The organism is Mesorhizobium sp. P3_A9, assembly GCF_056402975.1.
In genome coordinates this window covers 1-17,638 of the sequence record NZ_JBFUGJ010000005.1, presented here as the reverse complement: position 1 = coordinate 17,638, position 17,638 = coordinate 1, and the positions used below count along the sequence as shown (strand labels likewise).

The following is a 17,638-nucleotide window of genomic DNA, read 5'->3' as shown; positions in this document are numbered from 1 at the left end:
ATCCGTTCAGAGCCGCGGCACGGAGAGCGCGCCGTCGACATTGATGATCGAGCCGGTCGAAAAGCCGAGCTTGCCGGCAGCGAGCGTCGCCACCACCGCGCCGATGTCTGACGCTTCGCCCCAGCGTTTTGCCGGCACCAGTCCACCTTCGATGAGGGCGTCATATTTGGCGGTCACGCCTGCCGTCATGTCGGTGCGGATGATGCCCGGCCGCAACTCGAACACGCCGATGTTTTCCGGGGCGAGCCGCAGCGCCAGGTTCTTCACCCACATCGATAGGCCGGCCTTCGAGATGCAATAGTCGGAGCGTTCCGGCGAGGCCATCTCGGCGCTGACCGATGTGATGGTGATGATCGATCGGGGATGATCGCCAGGGGTGGTCAGCATCGCCTTGGCGACGGCCTGGCTGAGGAACACGGTGCCGCGCAGATTGATGCCCAGTGTGCGGTCGAAATTGTCGGGCTTGAGCTCCAGCAGGTCGCCGCGCACCACGGCGCCCACGCCGGCATTGTTGACGAGACAGTCGATGCGGCCGAAGGCGCTGATGGCGGCGTCGACAAGTATGGCGTGGCTGTCGAGATTGGCGATGTCACAGCTGCCATAGGCGAATTTCGCGCCACGCGCTGTGATGTTGGCGGCCAGCCCATCAGGCGCCTGTTCGGCAAGGTCGGCGACCAGAATGTCGAAGCCGGCATCGGCCAGAGCCTCGGCGCAAGCCAGCCCAATGCCGCGCGCGCCGCCGGTGACGATGGCCGCGGGGCGGCTCATGCGGCAAGCTCCGTCCTGCGGATGTGGTCGGCGACACGCAGCGCCTGGGCGGCGATCGACAGTGCCGGATTCACCGCAGCCGAGTTCGGCAGAAAACTGCCGTCGACGACGAACAGGTTCTGGTGGTCGAAGGCGCGGCAGAACGGATCGAGCGGCGCGGTCGCCGGATCGTCGCCCATCTTGACCGTGCCGCACTGGTGCGAGGGCGTGCGCTTGTCGAACGGGCGCGACAGCACAAGGGGATAACCGCAGGCGCGGAAGTTTTCGCGCATCACCTTGGTCAGCCCGTCGAGCGACTGCATGTTGGAGCGCCGCCACTGCATGACGATGTCCTTGCCGTCGACCATGATGCGGCTTTCCGGATCGGGCAGGTCCTCGCACATCAGGTACCAGTCGACGGCATGGCCGGCCATGTAATCGAGYGCGAATTTYGGCRCSRRCTTSACATTGGCCTTCAGCATGTTGCCGTCGATCTTGCCGAGAAGCTGAACATTGCCGAGCGGTTTGCCGCCCTTGCCGTCGGAGAGATAATAGTCGTTCAGCATCAACGTCTTCTGGTAGACGGAATCGTTCCTGCGGCGCGGGTCGATGGCCAGCATGGCGCTGGAATTGTGGTTCATGAAATTACGACCGACCTGGTCGGAACGATTGGCAAGGCCCTTGCCATCCGGTGAAGGCGAACGCAGCAGGATGACGGCCGAATTGACCGCGCCCGCGGACAGAATGACCAGCTTCGGCGACACTATCTTCGCCTCGCCATTCTGGCGGTAATGGATCGCGGCGATGGTTTTGCCATCGGGTGCCGCTTCGAGATACTCGACATAGCAGCCGGTCTCGAGCCGGATGTTGCTGTCCTTCAGCGCCGCCACCAGCGGTGCTGTCTGGGCGTCCATCTTGCCCTGGCCGGTGTTGGGGAAAGCGTCCCAGCCGGTCTTGCCTTCCTTCAACCAGGTGTCGATGTCGACGCCGAGCGGCAGCGAGGCCGGATGCAGGCCGAGTCCCCTAAGCTCGGCGCGGGCGCGCGCGATCGGCGCTTCGTCGGGCACCGGCTTGAAGGCATAAGGGATCGAGTGGAACGGTTCGGTCGGATCCTCGCCCAGCGTGCCGCGCACGCGAAACAGCTGCTCGGCCCTGGAATACCAGGGCTCGAATTCGTCATAGGAAAATGGCCAGGCTGGCGAGACGCCGCCAAAGTGTTCCATGGCCGAAAAATCTTCCTTGCGGTAGCGGATCAGCACCGCGCCGTAGAATTTCGAATTGCCGCCGACATAGTAGTAATTGCCGGGGTTGAAGGCGGCACCGCCGGCCTCGCGCCACATCTCCTTTGGCCGGTAGTGGCCGTCGACGAAGATGGAGCGCGTGTCGCGCGCATGCGGGGTTGCCGGCAAAGGCTCGCCGCGCTCCAGCATCAGGATGGAGGCACCGCTGCCGGCCAGACCGGAGGCGATCGTGGCGCCGCCGATGCCGGAGCCGATGATGACGATGTCCGGATTTGTCATGGCCTAAATCGCGTCCCGACGCGCTTTAGGTTTTTTGTTTTGATGCATGTCGTTGCCCCAAAACCGGATCCATTTTTGGGCGACATACATTAGCGAATGCGGCTCTCTGTCGCCGGATCGAAGAACACCGCCTTGGTCAGGTTGAAGGCGAGCGGCGTGCTGGTGCCCGGCTGGATGTTGGCGTCGGCGCGCAGCCGCGCGACAACGCCCTTGCCGCCGAGATTGGTGACGGCGAAGGTATCGGATCCCGCCGGCTCGACGACCTCGATGTGCAGTTCGGCGGTAGCGATGTTCGAGGCATTGCGCTCGGCGCCTTCCGGATCGGTCAGCGCTTCGGGGCGGACGCCGAAGATGATCGGCTTGCCCTGGAATGCCGAGAGACCCGCCGGCGCATTGGCCATCGGCAGCGTGATCGGCTCGCGTGCCTCGCGCTGCAGCACGACGGACAGCGCATTGCCCGATGTGGCGATGGTCGCCGGGATCAGGTTCATCGCCGGCGAGCCCATGAAGTCGGCGACGAACAGGTTGGTGGGGTTGTTGTAGATTTCGGCCGGTGTGCCGAACTGCTGCACCTCGCCGTCGCGCATGACGGCGATCTTGGTCGCCAGCGTCATCGCCTCGATCTGGTCGTGGGTGACGTAGACGATTGTTGTGCCTGTCGTGGCATGCAGGCGCTTGATTTCAATGCGCATGTCGACGCGCAGCTTGGCGTCAAGGTTGGACAAAGGCTCGTCGAACAGGAACAGCTTGGGGTCGCGCACCAACGCCCGGCCCATGGCAACGCGTTGGCGTTGGCCGCCGGACAACTGGCTCGGCTTGCGCTGCAGCAAGTGGCCGATCTGCAGGACCTTGGCCACCTTGTCGATCGCCTTCTGGCGCTCGTCGGCCGGCACGCCGCGCATCTCCATGCCAAACGAGATGTTCCCGGCCACCGTCATGTTCGGATAGAGCGCGTAGCTCTGGAACACCATGGCGATATCGCGCTTGGAAGGGTGCAGATCGTTGATGGCGCGGCCGTCGACGCGGATCTCGCCCTCGGTGATCTGCTCCAGGCCGGCGATGGTGTTGAGCAGTGTGGACTTGCCGCAGCCGGACGGACCGACCAGCACCAGGAAGCCGCCCTTTTCGAGCTCGACATCGATGCCCTTCAGGATCTCAACATTCCCGAAGCGCTTCTTCAGCCCATCAATTTCCAGAAAAGCCATGGGTCGTTCCTTCCTGATAGCTCAGCCTTTGACCGCGCCCGCCATCAGSCCGCGCACGAARTAGCGGCCGGCGACGACATAGACGATCAGGGTGGGCAGAGCCGCGATCATCGCGGCCGCCATGTTGACATTGTATTCGACGACGCCAGTCGAGGTGTTGACGACGTTGTTCAGCGCCACCGTCATCGGCATGGCGTCGCCGGTGCCGGCGTAGGCGGAAGCGAACAGGAAGTCGTTCCAGATGTTGGTGAACTGGTAGATCACGGTGACGACGAAGATCGGCATCGAATTCGGCAGCATGATGCGGCGGAAGATCTGGAAGAAGGAGGCGCCGTCGACTTGTGCGGCCTTGATCAGCTCGGTCGGGAACGCCTCGTAGTAGTTGCGGAAGAACAGCGTGGTGAAGCCGAGGCCGTAGACGACATGGACGAAGACCAGATTGACCGTCGGGTTGCCGAGGCCGAAGCTTGTGCCGACCGAGTTCTGCAAGGTCACGCCGAAGCGGCCGAGGCTGCCGAGGATCGTCGCCATCGGTAGCAGCACCGACTGGAACGGGATGAAGCAGGCAAACAGCATCAGCCCGAAGACCAGCGTTGCGCCGCGAAAGCGCCATTTGGTCAGCACGTAGCCGTTGAGCGCGCCAAGCATGGTCGAGATCAGCACGGCCGGAACCACCATCTTAATGGAGTTCCAGAAATAGCCCTTGATGCCGGCGCAGGTGAGGCCGACGCAGGTCTCGCCCCACGCCTTCAGCCACGGGTCGAAAGTCGGTGCCTTGGGCAGCGCCAGCATGTTGCCGTTCTGGATCTCGTCCATGGTCTTGAACGAGGTGACCAGCATGACGAAGAGCGGCATCAGATAGAACAGCGCAAACAGCGCCAGCAGTCCGTAGATGACGACACGGTTGAGGGTCTTGGTGCTCATGCCGCTAGAGGCCTGGCGGGCGGGGGTGGTGACAGCGCTCATCGCGGCTTCTCCCGCAGTTCCGAATAGAGATAGGGCACGATGATGGCGACGATGGTCATCAGCATGATCACCGCACTGGCCGAACCGACGGCCATCTCGTTGCGCTTGAAAGTGTACTCATACATGAAGTTGGACGGCAGCCAGGCCGAGCCGCCGGGGCCGCCGGAGGTCAGCGCGACCACCAGATCGTACGACTTGATGGCGAGGTGCGCGAGCACGATGAAGGCCGACAGGAAGATCGGCCGCAGCAGCGGAATGACGATGCGGCGATAGAGCTGGAAGGTGGTGGCGCCGTCGATCTGCGCCGCCTTCATGATCTCGCCGTCGATGCCGCGCAGGCCGGCCAGGAACATCGCCATGATGAAGCCGGAGGCCTGCCAGACGCCGGCGATGACCACCGTGTAGATGACGAAATCCTTGTTCTTGATCCAGTCGAAGTGGAAGCTCGTCCAGCCCCACTGATGCAAGGTCTGTTCAAGGCCTAGGCCGGGATCGAGGAACCATTTCCAGGCGACGCCGGTGACGATGAAGGACAGCGCCATCGGATAGAGGTAGATCGGCCGCAGCACGCCTTCGCCACGGATCTTCTGGTCGAGCAGGATGGCCAGGAACAGGCCGAGCGCCAGGCAGATGGCGATGTAGAGAAAGCCGAAAATGCCCATATTGGTGATCGACGTGTACCAGCTCGATGGCGGGTCGGTGTCGAAAGTCCAGCCCCACAGCCGCTGATAGGCGCGCGAGCCGGTGATGACATAGGACGGGAAGGTCTTGGAATTGGTGAAGGACAGATAGATCGTCCACAGGATGAATCCGTAGACGAAGACGATGGTGATGGCGAAGCTCGGCGCCAGCACGATCTTGGGCAGAGCGTCCTGCAGGCGCGAGCGCACCGAGGCACGCGGCCGCTCCGGCGTCAGCTTGATCTGTGTTGTCGCTACACTGCTCATTGAGGCTCCTCCCGTTTCGGGTCGTCCGTGCTCTGCCGTCAGGCGGCAAGGCGGCCCGTGCGTACGGGTCTTCGGTCGGCATGGTGTCGAGCCGGCCAATCCTGGGATAAAACCTTCCCCGCCGAAGCGGGGAAGGTGTTTTAGCCGTAGCGCTTACTTGGCGTCGTCGATCGCCTTGACCAGTTCGGTCACGGCTTCGTCCGAGGTCTTGATCTGACCATGGACGAACTTCGAGACGACATCCTTGTAGGCATTGGCGACCGCCGGAGGCGCGCCATAGCCCTGGGCCAGCGAGCCGAACAGCGTGCCGCCGTCATTGGCTGCCTTCAGGTCGGCGATGCCCTTCTTGCCGCAAGCGTCGAAGTCGGTGTCCGGAACGTCGGTACGGGCCGGAACCGAACCCTTGACGACGTTGAAGGCCGACTGGAAGCTCTTCGACAAAGTGGCGGTGGCCAGTGCGATCTGGGCGGCCTTGCGGTCGTCCGGAACGTTGAACATGCCGAACATGTCGGAGTTGTAGATCACGGAGCCGTCAGTGCCCGGGAAGCGATAGCACAGGAAGTCCGTGCCCGGGGTCTTCTTGGCGGCGTGGAACTCACCCTTGGCCCARTCGCCCATGACCTGCACCAGGGCATCGCCCTTGATGACCATGGCGGTGGCAAGGTTCCAGTCGCGGCCCGAGAAGTTCGGGTCGACATAGGTGACGAGCTTGGCCAGATTGTCGAACGACTTCTTCATCGTGTCGGACTTGAGCGAGGCGTCATCGAGGTCGTTGAAGGCCTTCTTGTAGAACTCAGGTCCGCCGGTCGACAGCACGACCGAATCGAACATGGTGGCTTCCTGCCAGTTCTGGCCGCCGAGAGCGAGCGGGATCACGCCTGCCGCCTTGGCCTTGTCGAGCAGGGCAACGAAGTCGTCGAAGGTCTTCGGCTCGGTGCCGCCGATCTTGTCCATGACGGCCTTGTTGATCCACAGCCAGTTGACCGAGTGGACGTTGACCGGAGCCGCGACCCACTTGCCTTCATAGACCGAGAACTTCTGCAGGGCYGCCGGAACCGACTTGTCCCAGCCTTCCTTCTTCGCCGTCTCGGTCAGGTCGCCCATCACGCCGGCCGCCGCATAGTCGAGCACGGTGTAGCCGAGCATCTGCGAGGCGGTTGGGTAGTTGCCGGCCGCGACCATCGCCTTCAGCGCGGTCATGGCAGCGTCGCCGCCACCGCCGGCGACAGGGACGTCCTTCCAGGCATAGCCTTCCTTGGCCAGATCGCCCTTGAGGACGTTGAGAGCAGCCGCTTCGCCGCCCGACGTCCACCAATGCAGCATCTGCACTTCCTTGACGTCCTCGGCATGGGCCGCGAAAGCCAGGCCCGATGCGAGAGCCGTTCCGATAAGAAGTTTGCGCAACATGTACTTCCTCCCTTGTTGCATTACACGACCGGTGGCAGCCCACCGGGTTCTTCCAAACTCAGCCGACCCACCAWCCGGTGCGCTGGCCGCGATGAAACTGGATTGTCTTTTCCTCGGTATARTCCTCGACGGCGCGYTTGCCGAGTTCGCGTCCGAGACCGGACTGCTTGTAGCCTCCGAAAGGCAGCTCGGGATAACCTTCCATGAATGTGTTCACCCAAACCGTCCCCGAACGCACCCCACGCGCCACCGACATACACGTGTCGATGCTGGCGCTCCACACGCCTGCAGACAGACCATAGGGCGTGTTGTTGGCGATGTGCAACGCCTTTTCAATCGTTTCAAAAGTCAGCACSGAGAGCACCGGTCCGAACACTTCCTCGCGCGCGATGGCCATRTCTTCGGTGACGCCGCGGATGATCGTCGGATCGAGGTATTGGCCGGCATTTGAGGCCAATTGCCTGCCGCCGCTGAAGACGTTGCTGCCTTCGCCTGCGGCCGCCGTAATGTAACCAGTGACCTTGGTCAGATGATCCGAGGAGATCATCGCGCCGACCTTGGTTTGATCATCGAGCGGGTCGCCGACCTTCACCCTGGCGGTGAGTGCCTTGACGGCAGCTAGAAAATCGTCGGCGATCGCCTCGTGCACGATCAGCCGGCTGCCGGCATTGCAGCATTCGCCGGCGTTGAAGAAGCCGCCGAACACCGCCGCGTCGGCGGCGGCTTCGAGGTCGGCGTCGGGGAAGACGATCTGGCCGTTCTTGCCGCCGAGTTCCATCGAGACCTTCTTTAGCGACTGCGCGGCCGAGGCCATGGTCATCTTGCCGACGCGGGTCGAGCCGGTGAACGACACCATCTCGACCAGGGGATGGCTGACCATCGGCGCGCCGACATCGGCGCCGAGACCCGCGAGGATGTTGACGACGCCGGCAGGCAGGCCGGCCTCAAGCAGAATGTCGCCCAGCACGAAGGTCGAGGCCGATGTCATTTCACTCGGCTTGACTACCGCCGTGCAGCCGGCGGCGAGCGCGAAAGGCAGTTTCTGGCTGACGATGAGGAACGGGAAATTCCATGGCGTGATGATCGAGACGACACCGATCGGCTCACGCACGACCACGCCCAGCATGGCGTCGCCAAGATTGGCGTAGCTCTCGCCATGCAACGTGCGGGCGAGCGATGCCGCGTAGCGCCAGATGTCGACGGCGCCGCCGATCTCGCCGCGCGCCTGGGCGATCGGCTTGCCGGATTCCAGCGCGTCGAGCCGGGCGATGTCTTCCAGCCGCGCCTCGATCAGGTCGGCCGCCTTGAGCAGGATCGCGGCGCGTTCGGAGGCTTTCATGCGCGGCCAGGGGCCGGTCTCGAACGCTTTGTGCGCGGCCTGCATCGCGGCCTCCACTTCGGCCTCGCCGGCCTGTGCATAGCGCGAAACGGTGAAGCCATGGCCGGGGCTCTTGCGCTCAAGGATACGGCCATCGCGAGCGTCGACATGCTGGCCGTCGATCAGCAGCCGATAAGTTTTCGGTGCGGCTGACGCCTCGGCGRGCATGGCGATGTTGAGGGGAGCGTTCATCGGGACTGTTTTCTCTAGCTTCTTGAAAATGCCGGCTTCTGCTTGGTCTTGAAAGCAGTCACGCCAGCCTTGAGATCGCCGGTGAGCGCGATGAAGCCGCTGGCCAGCGCTTCGGTCGCGGCGGCACTTTCCTCGCCTTCGGCAACCGCGATCATCAGCTTGGCCGCCTCCGTCGCCAGCGGGCCGCGCTCGGCGATTTTTTCGGCCCAGTTTCTGGCTTCGGCCAACCCGCTACCGGTTTCGACAACTCTGTCGACGATGCCCAAAACGAGTGCCTGGGCCGCCAGGAAAACTTCACCACCCAGCGCCATGCGCCGCACGGTCTGTGCACCAAAGCGGCGCACGGCGCGCTGCGTGCCGGACCAGCCGGGCACGACGCCGATAGAGGTTTCGGGGAAGCCGAGCTTGACGTGCGTTTCCGCGACGCGGAAATCGCAGGCGACCGCCAATTCCAACCCGCCGCCCAGCGCATGGCCCGACAGCACGGCGATGGTCGGTTGCCTGAGCCTGGCCAGCCGGTCGAAGACGCGGTGTCCGTAGCGCACCCATTGCACCTGAAAATCAGCGGCGCTCATCGCGGCCCAGGCCTCGACATCGCCGCCGGCGCAAAAGCCCTTGCCGTCGCCGCGGATCAACACGACGCGGACACCTTCGGCCAGTTCCGCTTCGTCGAGCGCGACTTCCAGAGCGCGCAGCATCGGAATGTCCAGCGCGTTGAATTTTTCTGGCCGGCGCAGCGTAACGGTGCCGATGGCGCCGTCCTGCTCGAAGGTGACGAGGCGCTCAGCCATGCGCGCCTCCAAGCGAGGCGCCGCCATTGAGCGACAGGCCGATCGGCTGCTCCTGATACAGCGCCGCCGGCGTCACCTTGAGATCGTTGGCGATGCCGAGTGGAATTTCGGACTGCGCCAGCACATCGCGCTCGAGGTCGATGCCGGGCGCCAGTTCCGTCACCATCAGCCCATCAGGCGTCAGCTTCATCACGCAGCGCTCGGTGACATAGGTGATGTCCTGTCCCTGCGCGACCGCTCGCTTGCCGGAGAAGGAGATGTGCTCGACCTCGTTGACCACCTTCTTGACCTTGCCCTCCTGGTCGATGCGGATACCGCCATCGGCCAGCGACAGTTTGGCCCCGGCGTTGAAGAAGCCCGAGAAAACAATCTTCTTTGCCCGCGCGGTGATRTCGACAAAGCCRCCGGCGCCGGCGGTGACATGCGGCCGCGCCGATAGTTTCGAGACGTTGACAGAGCCGTGGCGGTCGATCTGCAGGAAGGACAGCAGCGAGGCGTCGAAMCCRCCGGCCTGGAAATAGATRAACTGGTGCGGCGAGGGCATGAAGGCGTCTGCGTTGGACGAGCAGCCGAACTTGAAGTCGAGCAGCGGCACGCCGCCGACGGCACCCTGCTCGATCACCCAGGTGACCTTGCCGTGCTGACCTTCTTCCAGAAGGATGCGCGGCACATTGGCCGAGATGCCGAAGCCGATGTTGACGGCCATGCCGTCGCGCAGCTCCATGGCAACGCGGCGCGCGATCACCTTCTGCACGTTCATCTCGGCATTGCGGAAGGTAGACAGCGGCCGGAAGATCTCGCCCGAAATCGCCGGGTCGTAAGGCGTCAGCGTCGTCTGCAACTGATCGGGCGCGACGACGATGTGGTCGACCAGCACGCCCGGCACCCGCACATCATGCGGCTTCAGCGTGCCGTTCTCGACTACGCGCTTGACCTGCGCRATGACRAYGCCGCCATTGTTGCGGGCGGCSAGCGCCTGTTCGAGGCCGCCGAGATAGGCGCCCTCATGCTCATAGGTGAGATTGCCGCGCTCGTCTGCCGTGGTGGCGCGGATGATCGAGACCTGCGGCACGATCGAACGGAAGTAGAGCCATTCCTCGCCGTCGAACTGCTGCACCGACACGATCGGCTCGCTGGCGGCAGCGTTCATGGCGCAGCCCTGGTTACGCGGGTCTGCGAAGGTGTCGAGACCGACCTTGGTCAGCACGCCCGGCCGCTTGGCGGCAGCCTCGCGATGCATGTCGAACATGATGCCGGACGGCACGTTATAGGCGGCAACCGAATTGTCGCCGATCATCTTCCAGATCTGCGGCGGTTCGGACGAAGAGGGGCCGGACGGATAGGAGCCGCACAAAGTGCGCTTCAGCAGGCCGGGTTTCGCCAAATGGTCGATGCCCTTGATGCCATACATGTCGCCGGCGGCGATCGGGTGCAGCGTGGTGATGTTCTTCGGGTGACCTTCCGTATCGAAGCGTTCGCCGATGGCGGCCAGCACCGCGTCCGGACAGCCGAGGCCGCTCGACGACGATACGGAAACAACCATACCGTCCTTGATCAGGCTGGCTGCCTGCGCTGCGGAAACGACCTTGCTCAATTCATGCTCCCGAGTTTCGGGTCGATCTTGACGGCCTTGCCGGAGCTGGCCGATTGCAGTGCCGCCTCGGCTGATGCCAGCGACCAGATGCCGTCCTCGCCAGTGGCGGAAGGCTGGCCGTCGCCGTGGATCGCGGCATGGAACCGCCGCACGGACCTGACATAGAGGTTCTCGTGGTCGAAGCTCAGCTGCTCCTCACCCTTGTCAGTGCGCAACAGCACCGAGCCGTCCGGCTTCTGGGTCATCACATTGCTGGCGATCAGCGAGCCTTCCGAACCATGCACCTCGAAGCCGGTGCCGGCGAATTTGGTGGTGAAGCCTTCATGCGACTGGGCGATCAGGCCCGACTTGAAGCGCCAGATGCACATGGCGCCATCCTCCAGCCCGCTGCCGGCCATGCCTGCGGCTTGCGTGAAGGCCGAGACCTCGACCGGATCGTCACCCAGCACGAAGCGCAGCGTGTCGGCATCGTGCACGGTGATGTCGAGCACGACACCGCCGCCGGCTTCGGGCCTGGTGATACGCCAGCCCTGCAGAGTCTCGGGCAGATAGACGGAATGGAAGACGCGTGCGGCGATCGGCTTGCCGATGCGGCCGGAGGCGATGGCATCCCGCATGGCGCGGTGCGCTCCGGCGTTGCGCAGATGATGGTTGGTGCCGAGCACGATGCCCGCCGCGTTGGCGGCTGCTACCATTGTGCGGGCATCAGCGCTGGTCAGCGCCAGCGGCTTTTCGCACAGCACATGCTTTCCCGCTCTGATGGCGGCGAGCGCCTGTTCGAGATGCAATTCGTTGGTGGTCGAGATGTAGACGGCGTCGATATCCTCATCGAGGAGATCGTTAAGCGTCGAGACCGCAAGCGGAATGTTGTTTTCCACGGCATACGCCTGGGCCCGCTCCGGGTTGGAACTCATCACCGCCGCGATCCTGCCATCGGCCTGCGCACGGATGGCATTGATCATGAATTGCCTGGCGATCGTGCTGGCGCCGATCAATCCCCATTTGACGCTCATGCAGCGCCTCCGGTTCCCGTAGGTCTGTTTCGCGTGCGGCGATCAGGACCGCAGCTTTCCCTGACCACGAGATTGACCGCGCCGATATGATCCTCGGCCCTAGTGGTGCGCGACTGGATCATTTTCAGCATGACGTGGGCGGCGCGTTCGCCGAGGCCCGCCGAGTCCACCGCGACGCTGGTCAAGGCGGGCATGTAGTGCTCGGCCTCGGCGACGTCGTCGAAACCGACGATGGCGAAATCCGTACCGGGCTCAAGTCCACGCTTGCGCAAAGCCAACATGGCGCCGAAGGCGACGGCGTCGTTGAAGCAGAGGGCGGCGGTCGGCGGTTCAGCCATCGACAGAGCCGTTTCGAGGCAAGCGATACCGCCTCTGCGGCTGGTTTCCCCCTCGACGACCAGCGTGTCGCGCGCGGCGATGCCTTGCGTCTCGCAGGCTTCGCGAAATCCGCCAAGGCGCTCGTGATAGACCACCAGGTCGGACGAGCCGCCGAAGAAGACCAGCCGGCGATGTCCCTTGCCGATGAGATGAGCGGTAGCGAGATAGGCGCCGCGATGATTGTCGGGCGCAATCACCGGGATGCGGCTCTCAGGCAAGCGGCGCATGGCGAAGACCACCGGCAAGCCCGCCATCTCCAGACGGCGGAAGGCGCCTGGCGTGGTGCCGCGCGCCGGCGACACGATGAGGCCGGCAACGCCTTGCTCCATCAGCGACTTCAGAACCTCTTCCTGACGCACCGGATTCTCCGCCGTGTTGGCGATGAACGGCACGATGCCGGCCGACTGGAAGACGCGCTCCATGCCGACCGCCAGTTCGGCGAAAAAGGGATTGGTGAGATCGTTGATGACCATGCCGATGACGTTGGAATGGGCCTTGCGCAGATTGGCGGCGCCGCGGTTGTAGACATAGCCGACATCCTCGATCGCCTTGCGCACTTTGACCGCGGTTTCAGGCCGGATCAGCCCGCTGCCCTGGAGCACGAGCGATACCGTCGATTTGGACACGCCCGCCTCGCGGGCAATGTCGAAGATCGTCGCCTTGGCCCGGCTGGCCATCCTGATATCTCCTCCCGGTTTTCTTAATCAGATTTATTGGAACGTTCTAATCTCTGCTCCATGGAGGAGTCAATCGGGATTTTTTCTCGGCCTGAAAGACCGATTGTGCGTACTCGAATGGCCTAGCTTATAAGGCTTTCAGTGTTGCAACGCAGCATTTGGTCGTCAATGCGCTCTCAATCTAAAGTTTCTTGATTTATTGGAACGTTCCATTTAATAGGCGCTGCGAAGGGAGAGATCGATGGACATTGCCTTGCCTGGTGAGGGTGCCCGCGGCACCGGTTACGTGCTTGTCGGACAACCGGTACAGCCTGACATCGGCGCGCGGTTTTCGCGCATCGCCTACGCCGCCGCGCATGTCGTTGCCGATCCCCACGAAATGACCGATCCATGGTCGCGGCCCGTCGTCGACTGGGACAGGACGATGGCGTTCCGCCATCATTTGTGGCGGCTCGGCTTCCGCATCGCCGAAGCCATGGACACGTCGCAGCGCGGCATGGGTTTCGACTGGGCCAACGCGAAGGAATTGATCCGCCGTTCGATCGCCGAGGCGCGAACGGTTCCGGGCGCCGATCTTGCCTCGGGCGCCGGAACCGACCATCTGGCGCCGTCCGCCGCCATGACGCTCGACGATGTAATCGCCGCCTATGAGGAGCAGTTCGCTTTCATCGAAGGGCAGGGCGGCAAGGCGATCATGATGGCCAGCCGCGCGCTGGCTGAAGTKGCGAAGGGGCCGGACGACTACGCCGCCGTCTATGACCGCATCTTAAGCCAGGCGTCCGGCAAGGTCATCCTGCACTGGCTGGGCGACATGTTCGAYCCGGCCYTGAAGGGCTAYTGGGGCAGCSRCGATTTCGASRCCGCGCTCGATACGGTGGTCGCCATCATCGAGCGCCACGCAAACAAGGTCGAAGGCATAAAGATATCGCTGCTCGATGCCGGCAAGGAGGTCGCGCTGCGCAACCGGCTACCGGACGGCGTCGTGATGTTCACCGGCGACGACTTCAACTATCCCGAACTGATCGCCGGAGACGGCAACAGGCATTCGCACGCGCTGCTTGGCATTTTCGACGCCATCGCGCCGGTCGCCAACGCCGCCCTGGCAAGGCTCGCCGCGGGCGACCATGCCGGCTATGATGCGCTGATGGCGCCGACGGTGCCGCTATCGCGAAAAATCTTCGAGGCGCCGACCGAATATTACAAGGCCGGCATCGTCTTCATGGCGTGGCTGAACGGCCATCAGGACCATTTTACGATGGTAGGCGGCATGCAGTCGGCGCGCGGCATCCGCCACTACGCCGAAATCTTTCGCCTTGCCGACCAGGCAGGCCTGCTGGCGGATCCCGACCTTGCCATATCGCGGATGAAGAGCCTGTGCGCCGTGGCGGGCGTTTGATTCGAGCGAGATTAGGTCATAAGAATCCCCACGCAGGGGATTTGTATTGCGGGAGCTTAGAAAAAGGGGCCCGCATTACCGGGTAAACGGCCAGGATGGGTCTATCTGGCGCAGTTGTCGTTACAGAGAGCTATGTGGTTCCATGGTGTCGAGCGCCGGTCGTCAGGCCGCCGCTCTTCATAAGGGCAGGGTTATGGGCGAAACCTTCGACCTCAGGGGCAAGCGGGTATTCGTGGCCGGGCATCGCGGCATGGTCGGTTCGGCCATCGTGCGCAGGCTGGCTGTCGAGGATTGCGAGATCCTGACGGCGACGCGCGCCGAGCTCGATCTCCTGGATCAGGCTGGTGTGCGGCGCTGGATGGCCGATCATCGGCCGGATGCCGTGGTGATGGCCGCGGCCAAGGTCGGCGGCATCCTGGCGAATGATCGGCTTCCGGCCGATTTCCTGTATGACAATGTCGTCGTGCAGACCAATCTCATCGAGGGGGCCTTTCGCGCCGAAGTGGGTAAATTCCTGTTCCTCGGTTCGTCCTGCATCTATCCGAAATTCGCGCCGCAGCCGATTTCCGAGGAAGCCCTGCTGACTGGTCCGCTCGAACCAACCAATGAATGGTATGCGATCGCCAAGATCGCCGGCCTGAAGCTATGCCAGGCCTACCGGCGCCAATACGGCGTCGACTATATCTCTGCGATGCCAACCAATCTCTACGGTCCAGGTGACAATTTCCACCTCGAATCCAGTCACGTCGTACCCGCGTTGATGCGCAAGGCACATGAAGCGAAGCAGGTCGGTCGCAAGACGCTGACAGTGTGGGGAACGGGCACGCCAATGCGCGAGTTCCTGTATGTCGACGATGCAGCCGATGCCCTGGTTTGCCTCCTGAAAACCTACAGCAGCGACAGCCATGTCAATGTCGGCTCGGGTCAGGATATCACCATCGCCGAATTGGCCAGGACGGTCGCTTCGATCGTCGGCGGGGACGTCGAGATTGCGTTCGATCCGACCAAGCCGGACGGCACACCGCGCAAGCTGCTGGACGTGACGCGGCTGTTTGCCACCGGCTGGCGTCCCCGATACTCGCTGCGCAGCGGGCTGGAGCAGACATATGCGTGGTTCCTCCAGCATATGGAAGCCGGTCAGGTCCGGCTGACAGCACCCGAAAGTTGATGCCGCTTGAGCGATTTCTCCATGAAGACATTGGCGGCGACCAGGGCAGATGGCCTTGGAGGGCGCCTGCTTGCCATGGTGAATGCAAAATGTCTCGCCGACAAAATGGGGTGCCGTTTCGGCTTCACCTGGAACCGCGGATCCATCGACGACATGCAGTTCCACATTGTCGATTCCGTCGACAAGGTTTTTGCCGCCGATTTCATCGAAAAATACTGGCTGGGAGAGAAGATCGACACCAGCCGGTTTGGGGTCCTCGACGGTGGTCGGTTCAGCCGATCCAGCCTGATTGTCGATGCCCGTCGGAACGGATACGAGGGGTGGATCTGCGATAGTTTCCGCATTCTGAGATCGTTCCGGCAGAGCTGGTTCAGGGCGATGCTGCCCGCCAACAGGTCGGCCCGATCGAGGCATCGGACGTTTGGCACGTTTGGCTTTTCCGAACCCGTGCGAGCAACGATCGCCGCCGCCGCGGAGATTCGGCTTTCCCGACCGATGGCCGCGTTGCATCTGCGCAGCGGCGATATTGTCCACGGCAACTACCGCTCGCAACTGGAGTTTTGCGACAAGGTCATTCCCGCGCCGCTAGCCAAGGCGATCGTGGCGAAACTGGCGTCAAAAGGCCTGGCGACGCTGGTGATCGGCCAGGACCGGGCAACGCTCGACTATCTCAAATCGGAGACCGGAGCCTTCCTCGCCGACGACTTCGGCGCCAGTCAGTTTGAAGACGAGACACTCAAGGCTTTTTTCGAAATGGCACTGATGGCCCGGTGTCGGCAAATCCATGCGGGAAGCAGCGTGTTCGCGACAATCGCGTCGGTGATGGGTGGCATCAGGGTTATCAGGCCAAAAGCTGTGTTTGGCGATCGCGGAACAGCAATGGCCATACTGGACGAATTGAAGGCCCGACAATCCGGTTACCATCCGCTGGAGGCGGCCTTTGGCTATCAGTCGGCCTTCGTGCTGATGGAAAACAGCGTTGGCCCAGCGCAGGCGAGGATAATTCTCGAAAATGCGGCCAAGCTCGATCCACTAAACCCCGCCTATGCGCTGAAGCTGGCGGCCGGTTATTTTCGAGAACAGAATTACCGAGACGGCGAAGCGGTCCTGAAAGCGTTCATGCTTAGGGAAGTCGATGTCCGCGCCGAAAATTCCATGCGGATTTTGGAGGTTCTGACCAGCCCCTCATCTCGCGGCCACACCATGGCGGGCGACTTCGAATTCTACTTTGCCGCGGCCAGGGCCGGCTATCCCTACGCTGCGGCATGCTCGGCCCATATCCTTCACACGGCTCTGGGCAGAACCGACGACGCTCTTGCAATGGCTGCGCTGTCACTCAAGGCAGAACCCGGAAACCGGCTTTTCCGGGACATCGAATTGGCGGTTCGGGCAGCCAATGTCGCAAATGGCGGCTCGCTCTAAACTCTTTGTTTTGAGGCAATCCCCAAGCCACTTCGTCCCCGTTAATGCAGCCGTTGCAATTCCCACTTTGCACCGTCAAATTCGATAAACGTCTTTGGGCATATCGATAACGCATTCTTCAAGAGCGGCTTTGCGTCTTCGATATGCCCTCCGATCAGATCTTCCTCAGCGCCATAAAAAACCGCCTCGCACAATTGATCGTTGCCGATGGCTTTCATTTGCAAGTCCTGCGGAGGCAGCTTGCCCATAAACAGATCGAAGACCGGATAGGGCCAAGTGGCAGGGGTGAGTTTGGCCTGTGCCTGCTGTGCTTGCGTCTGCAAATCCGGGTCTTTCGCGTACCCCATGGCCATGATGCGCCACAGATCAGCATAAGCCACCTGTGCGTCCGGCATTTCGCTTTGCTGCCGGAACATCCGCACGGCATCGCTGTAGCGGCCGTTGAAGAAGGCTGCAAAGGCATTCTCTGTCGGATAGGCAGCATAGGTGGCATAGGCAGCATAGGTTTGTGTGATCGGCACAAGCGCGCCCACCGCTACCAAGGCGAAAGCGCCGGCAACAACGCCTGCAGCGCGCGTGTAGAGCGGACGAGCCTGGTCGCGGGACCAGAACGACATCAGCGCCAGAGCCAGCACGGCGCCCACGATCGCACCGCCAATATGGGCGGAATAGTCGATCCTCAGGCCTTTATTGGAAGCCGAAAGAAACGGCAGCACTGCAGGAACCAGAATCGACATCGCGCGCGCTTGCATCATGCTGCGCTGGGCGCTGGAGCGGAAATGAAAGCTGAGCACGATTGCCGCAGCAAAAAGGCCGACAATGCCGCCTGACGCGCCA

At 62.6% G+C, this 17,638-nt stretch carries 15 protein-coding genes; 3 read left to right on the top strand and 12 right to left on the bottom strand.

Annotated features, from left to right (window positions below):
* Positions 1–6: 6 nt before the first annotated feature.
* The 11 genes from AC1DX0_RS01960 to AC1DX0_RS01910 all read right to left on the bottom strand — a co-directional run bounded on the left by AC1DX0_RS01960 (position 7) and on the right by AC1DX0_RS01910 (position 12,815).
* Positions 7–768, bottom strand: a complete 762-nt coding sequence (locus AC1DX0_RS01960; RefSeq protein ID WP_477220054.1) for a 3-ketoacyl-ACP reductase — start codon at positions 766–768, stop codon at positions 7–9.
* Complete coding sequence (locus AC1DX0_RS01955) at positions 765–2,267, bottom strand: GMC oxidoreductase (RefSeq protein WP_477354114.1); 1,503 nt, start codon at positions 2,265–2,267, stop codon at positions 765–767. Before AC1DX0_RS01955 ends, AC1DX0_RS01960 begins: the two co-directional genes overlap by 4 nt.
* Positions 2,268–2,356: 89 nt before the next feature.
* On the bottom strand, positions 2,357–3,472 hold the full coding sequence (locus AC1DX0_RS01950; protein WP_477220052.1) for an ABC transporter ATP-binding protein: 1,116 nt from the start codon (positions 3,470–3,472) through the stop codon (positions 2,357–2,359).
* Positions 3,473–3,493: 21 nt separating this feature from the next.
* Positions 3,494–4,438, bottom strand: a complete 945-nt coding sequence (locus tag AC1DX0_RS01945) for a carbohydrate ABC transporter permease (RefSeq protein WP_477220051.1) — start codon at positions 4,436–4,438, stop codon at positions 3,494–3,496.
* Positions 4,435–5,385: a carbohydrate ABC transporter permease gene (locus AC1DX0_RS01940; RefSeq protein WP_172224447.1), complete on the bottom strand. Its 951-nt coding sequence runs from the start codon at positions 5,383–5,385 to the stop codon at positions 4,435–4,437. The genes AC1DX0_RS01945 and AC1DX0_RS01940 overlap by 4 nt, the downstream gene beginning before the upstream one ends.
* A gap of 153 nt (positions 5,386–5,538) precedes the next feature.
* On the bottom strand, positions 5,539–6,792 hold the full coding sequence (locus AC1DX0_RS01935; RefSeq protein ID WP_032938068.1) for an ABC transporter substrate-binding protein: 1,254 nt from the start codon (positions 6,790–6,792) through the stop codon (positions 5,539–5,541).
* A gap of 58 nt (positions 6,793–6,850) precedes the next feature.
* On the bottom strand, positions 6,851–8,362 hold the full coding sequence (locus AC1DX0_RS01930) for an aldehyde dehydrogenase family protein (RefSeq protein ID WP_477354111.1): 1,512 nt from the start codon (positions 8,360–8,362) through the stop codon (positions 6,851–6,853).
* A 14-nt stretch (positions 8,363–8,376) separates the two neighbouring features.
* Positions 8,377–9,153: an enoyl-CoA hydratase/isomerase family protein gene (locus tag AC1DX0_RS01925; protein WP_477220049.1), complete on the bottom strand. Its 777-nt coding sequence runs from the start codon at positions 9,151–9,153 to the stop codon at positions 8,377–8,379.
* Entirely contained in the window at positions 9,146–10,747 is a 1,602-nt protein-coding gene (locus AC1DX0_RS01920) for an acyl CoA:acetate/3-ketoacid CoA transferase (protein WP_477354109.1), read from the bottom strand. The genes AC1DX0_RS01925 and AC1DX0_RS01920 overlap by 8 nt, the downstream gene beginning before the upstream one ends.
* Complete coding sequence (locus AC1DX0_RS01915) at positions 10,744–11,760, bottom strand: Gfo/Idh/MocA family protein (protein WP_477220047.1); 1,017 nt, start codon at positions 11,758–11,760, stop codon at positions 10,744–10,746. Before AC1DX0_RS01915 ends, AC1DX0_RS01920 begins: the two co-directional genes overlap by 4 nt.
* Positions 11,757–12,815: a LacI family DNA-binding transcriptional regulator gene (locus AC1DX0_RS01910; protein ID WP_477220046.1), complete on the bottom strand. Its 1,059-nt coding sequence runs from the start codon at positions 12,813–12,815 to the stop codon at positions 11,757–11,759. The genes AC1DX0_RS01915 and AC1DX0_RS01910 overlap by 4 nt, the downstream gene beginning before the upstream one ends.
* Before the next feature lie 241 nt (positions 12,816–13,056).
* Here AC1DX0_RS01910 and AC1DX0_RS01905 point away from each other — a divergent pair, with 241 nt between their 5' ends.
* The 3 genes from AC1DX0_RS01905 to AC1DX0_RS01895 all read left to right on the top strand — a co-directional run bounded on the left by AC1DX0_RS01905 (position 13,057) and on the right by AC1DX0_RS01895 (position 16,801).
* On the top strand, positions 13,057–14,211 hold the full coding sequence (locus AC1DX0_RS01905; protein ID WP_477354106.1) for a dihydrodipicolinate synthase family protein: 1,155 nt from the start codon (positions 13,057–13,059) through the stop codon (positions 14,209–14,211).
* A gap of 193 nt (positions 14,212–14,404) precedes the next feature.
* Positions 14,405–15,379, top strand: coding sequence for a GDP-L-fucose synthase (gene fcl / locus AC1DX0_RS01900; protein ID WP_477220044.1), 975 nt, complete (start codon positions 14,405–14,407; stop codon positions 15,377–15,379).
* A 6-nt stretch (positions 15,380–15,385) separates the two neighbouring features.
* Positions 15,386–16,801 carry an O-fucosyltransferase family protein gene (locus AC1DX0_RS01895; RefSeq protein ID WP_477220043.1) on the top strand — a complete coding sequence of 472 codons (1,416 nt, stop codon included), beginning with the start codon at positions 15,386–15,388 and terminating at the stop codon, positions 16,799–16,801.
* A gap of 41 nt (positions 16,802–16,842) precedes the next feature.
* Here AC1DX0_RS01895 and AC1DX0_RS01890 read toward each other — a convergent pair.
* On the bottom strand, positions 16,843–17,638 hold a 796-nt coding region (locus AC1DX0_RS01890), incomplete at its 5' end, for a rhomboid family intramembrane serine protease (RefSeq protein ID WP_477354103.1).